Below are 4,351 nucleotides of genomic sequence, written 5' to 3' on the forward strand. Positions count from 1 at the left end.
GGGTGCTCGACGGCGGGGCAGGGGGCCCGAAACCGCCGGTGAACATCTTCATCGCGTCGCCGAAGAAGGTCATGTTGGCCCGCACCTGCTCCTGCAGCGCCTGCTGGAAGGCGGAGGGGCCGAAGCTCTGGGCGAGCTTCTCGCGCAGGCCGTCCTGATCCTTGGCGAAGTTCGCCATGGAGAATTCGAGGAAGCTCGGCACCATCGTGCGCATGCTGTCGCCGTAGAAGCGGATCAGCTGCCGCAGGAACGCCACCGGCAGGAGGTTGTCCTCGCCGGCCTTGTTCTCCTGCTCGAAGATGATCTGCGTCAGGACCGAGCGGGTGATGTCGTCACCCGAGCGCGCGTCGTAGACGATGAAATCCTCGCCGTTCTGCACCATCGTCGCGAGATCTTCGAGCGTGACGTAGGTGGATGTGCCGGTGTGATAGAGCCGGCGATTGGCGTATTTCTTGATGACGGTCTGATGCGCCCTGCCGTTCTCGGCCATCGTTGCGACACCTCCCGCTTCGGTCATGAGTCTGCGCAAAGCACAACGCTCCGCCATGATCGGCTGCCCGCCTGCGCAGGCCGGGTTCTGCATTCTTCGGAGCCGACCTTAAGGCTTTCGCGGCGCGGCGAAAACAGCAATTTATCTCTGTCCCCGCAGAATCCGGCTGTGCCCGTGCGGCACTGAGGCGACGTTCGAGCCATCTTGTCCGAAAGCACGCTTGACTTCGCGAGTCCTGCGCTCTTCATCCGGAGAACGGCAGGCCGCGCACCGGACATTCTGGTCTACCAAATATCGCGCCGCCGAACGAGGAGAACGTCACGATGGCAGCCAGCGAAGATATCGTCATTGTCGGGGCGGCGCGCACACCGGTGGGCTCGTTCGCCGGCGCCTTCGGCTCCGTGCCGGCGCACGAACTCGGCGCCGTGGCGATCAAGGCCGCCCTGGAGCGCGCGGGCGTCTCGCCGGACGAGGTGGACGAGGTGATCTTCGGCCAGGTGCTCACCGCCGCCGCCGGGCAGAACCCGGCCCGCCAGGCCGCCATCGCCGCGGGCATCCCCGAGAAGGCGACCGCCTGGGGCCTCAACCAGGTCTGCGGCTCGGGGCTCCGCACCGTCGCGGTCGGCATGCAGCAGATCGCCAACGGCGACGCCAAGGTGATCGTGGCGGGCGGCCAGGAATCGATGTCGCTCGCCCCCCACGCGCAGTACCTGCGCGGCGGCCAGAAGATGGGCGACCTCAAGCTCGTCGACACGATGATCAAGGACGGGCTGTGGGACGCCTTCAACGGCTACCACATGGGCCAGACCGCCGAGAACGTCGCCCAGGCCTTCCAGCTCACCCGCGAGCAGCAGGACCAGTTCGCGACCCGCTCGCAGAACAAAGCCGAGGCCGCCCGCAAGGAGGGCCGGTTCAAGGAGGAGATCGTCCCCGTCACGGTGAAGGGCAAGAAGGGCGACACCGTCGTCGACACCGACGAGTACATCCGCGACGGCGCCACCGTCGAGGCGATGGGCAAGCTCAAGCCCGCCTTCGCCAAGGACGGCACCGTGACCGCCGCCAACGCCTCCGGCCTCAACGACGGCGCCGCCGCCCTGGTGCTGATGTCGGCCTCGGAAGCCGAGAAGCGCGGGATCAAGCCGCTCGCCCGGATCGTCTCCTGGGCGACCGCGGGCGTCGATCCGAAGGTGATGGGCACCGGCCCGATCCCGGCCTCGCGCAAGGCCCTCGACAAGGCCGGCTGGAAGCCGTCCGACCTCGACCTGATCGAGGCCAACGAGGCCTTCGCCGCGCAGGCGCTCGCCGTGAACAAGGACATGGGCTGGGACGACGAGAAGGTGAACGTCAACGGCGGCGCCATCGCCATCGGCCACCCGATCGGCGCCTCGGGCGCGCGCGTCCTCATCACCCTGCTGCACGAGCTGAAGCGCCGCGACGCCAAGAAAGGCCTCGCCACGCTCTGCATCGGCGGCGGCATGGGCGTCGCCATGTGCGTCGAGCGGGTCTGACCGGCCGGCTCGGAGGGAGGGCGGCCTCGCCCTCCTTCACGCCGAATTCAAGCTGAATTTGACGAAAACGGCTTGAGGGTTTGTGAAATTTAAATGCGATGCAGGTCCGCCGCCGCCCCGCTACACAGGCGGGGATGATGCGCTGCGGGCCGCCCCGCGAAGGTCATGACAGGATCATCCATCTGTCGGCCACACGCCTCGCGGGTGTTTCGCAAACCGTCTTAGTGTCTCTCACAAAACGCCCGCCGCGCCGTCGCAGCCGAAGGGAACCGATCGCTGATCGGGCGTTTTGCGAGGCACTCTCAACAACAACCCGAACCGGGAACACGGAGGAAACCATGGCTCAGGAACGCGTCGCCCTCGTCACGGGTGGAACGCGCGGCATCGGCGCCGCGATCTCGAAGCGCCTGAAGGACAAGGGCTACAAGGTCGCCGCCAATTACGGCGGCAACGACGAGGCCGCCAACGCCTTCAAGGCCGAGACCGGCATTCCGGTGTTCAAGTTCGACGTCGGCGACCTCGCGAGCTGCGAGGCCGGGATCAAGGCGATCGAGGCCGAGCTCGGGCCGATCGACATCCTGGTGAACAATGCCGGCATCACCCGTGACGGCGCCTTCCACAAGATGAGCTTCGACAAGTGGCAGGCGGTCATCAAGACCAACCTCGACTCGATGTTCACCTGCACCCGGCCGCTGATCGAGAGCATGCGCTCGCGCAATTTCGGGCGCATCATCATCATCTCGTCGATCAACGGCCAGAAGGGCCAGGCCGGCCAGACCAACTACTCGGCGGCCAAGGCGGGCGTGATCGGCTTCGCCAAGGCGCTGGCGCAGGAGAGCGCCTCCAAGGGCATCACCGTGAACGTGGTGGCCCCCGGCTACATCGCCACCGAGATGGTGATGGCCGTGCCGGAGGACATCCGCAACAAGATCATCTCGACGATCCCCACCGGCCGCCTCGGCGAGGCCGACGAGATCGCCCACGCGGTCGAGTATCTCGCCAGCGACGAGGCCGGCTTCGTCACGGGCTCGACGCTCACCATCAACGGCGGCCAGCACTTCGTCTGATCGACACCGCCTGTTGAAGCCTTCCGGAGGCCGCCGGTCCGCGCATGGGCCGGCGGCCTTTGCCGTTTCGCGGTGGGCATGCTCGCTTGCTCGGAGAAAATACTTTATGCCGCCCTGCGAACCTCCCCCAACACGCTCTCGATGAACCAGCTGTGCTGCGCCTCGCGCTGATCCTGCGGCGGAACCTGCCTCGGCTGGCGGGACTCGCGACCATCCCGCTGATCCGGGCGGTGTTCCTGCTCGCGCGGATGCTCGGCACCGACCGGGCGAGCGCGGCCGGCGGCCGGCTCGCGCGGCTCGTCGGCCCGTTCCTGCCCTCCCACCGCACGGCGATGGCCAATCTCCGGGCGGCCTACCCGAAGGAGGACGAGCGGCGGCTGCGGGCCATCGCGCTCGAGGCCTGGGACAATCTCGGCCGCACGGGCGCCGAATACGCCCATCTCGACACGATCTTCGACTACGATCCCGAGAACCTGGCGACCCAGCGCATGGAGGTGCGGGGGCTGGAGCAGTTCTTCGCGATTCGCGACGACGGCCGGCCGGGCCTGATCTTCTCAGCCCACCTCGCCAACTGGGAGCTGCCGGCGATCTGCGCGGAAAAATTCGGGCTGGAGACCACGGCGGTGTTCCGGCCGCCGAACAACCCGGCCGCCGCCCAGCTGGTGCAGGAGGTGCGCCGCAAGACCATGGGGGGCCTGGCCGCCTCCGGCCCTGGCGCCGTCTTCGCCATGCAGGGCGTGGTGGAGCGCGGCGGCCATCTCGGCCAGCTCATCGACCAGCACTTCACCCGCGGCGTGGTGGTCCAGTTCTTCGGCCGGCCCGTGCTGGCCAACCCGCTGCTCGGCAAGCTCGCCCGGCACCACGATTGCCCGGTCCACGGCGCGCGGGTGGTGCGCAAGGAAGGCGGGCGCTTCCTGCTCGAACTGACGCCGCCCCTCGACCTGCCCCGCGGCCCCGACGGGCTGATCGAGGTTCAGGGCGCGATGCAGGCGATGACGCGCGTGGTCGAGGGATGGGTGCGCGAGCATCCCGGCCAATGGCTGTGGATGCACCGCCGCTGGCGGCCCCACATGCTGCCGACGCAGGCCGCCGAACTCCCGAACGCACATCGCTCGCCCTCGTCCTGAGGGTCGTGGCAGGCCGACGAACCGTCAAACGGTTTCCGGTCGATCGCTTCGGTCAGGACTTAGCCTGTCCCCTCCCCCTTGTGGGGAGGGGTTCGGGGTGGGGGTGGTGCAGAAGGCACCGCACCGCCTCATCCTGAACCACCCCCACCTCCTGCCTCC

At 67.9% G+C, this 4,351-nt stretch carries 4 protein-coding genes; 3 read left to right on the plus strand and 1 reads right to left on the minus strand.

The window, feature by feature from the left end; translation table 11 throughout:
- Positions 1–490 (minus strand): polyhydroxyalkanoate synthesis repressor PhaR (phaR, locus tag ABS772_RS00090; RefSeq protein ID WP_350391584.1); only part of this gene is annotated, 490 nt, incomplete at its 3' end.
- A 323-nt stretch (positions 491–813) separates the two neighbouring features.
- On the opposite strand from phaR, the gene ABS772_RS00095 reads away from it, so the two are divergent.
- The 3 genes from ABS772_RS00095 to ABS772_RS00105 all read left to right on the plus strand — a co-directional run bounded on the left by ABS772_RS00095 (position 814) and on the right by ABS772_RS00105 (position 4,192).
- Positions 814–1,998 (plus strand): acetyl-CoA C-acetyltransferase, encoded by a 1,185-nt coding sequence (locus ABS772_RS00095; protein ID WP_350391585.1) that lies wholly within the window; start codon positions 814–816, stop codon positions 1,996–1,998.
- 338 nt (positions 1,999–2,336) lie between these two features.
- Positions 2,337–3,065, plus strand: a complete 729-nt coding sequence (gene phbB / locus ABS772_RS00100) for an acetoacetyl-CoA reductase (protein WP_350391586.1) — start codon at positions 2,337–2,339, stop codon at positions 3,063–3,065.
- 152 nt (positions 3,066–3,217) lie between these two features.
- A complete protein-coding gene (locus ABS772_RS00105) occupies positions 3,218–4,192 on the plus strand; it encodes a lipid A biosynthesis lauroyl acyltransferase (protein WP_350391587.1) in 975 nt (324 codons plus the stop codon).
- Positions 4,193–4,351: the final 159 nt, after the last annotated feature.

This window comes from Methylorubrum podarium (assembly GCF_040270385.1).
Taxonomy (GTDB): domain Bacteria; phylum Pseudomonadota; class Alphaproteobacteria; order Rhizobiales; family Beijerinckiaceae; genus Methylobacterium; species Methylobacterium podarium.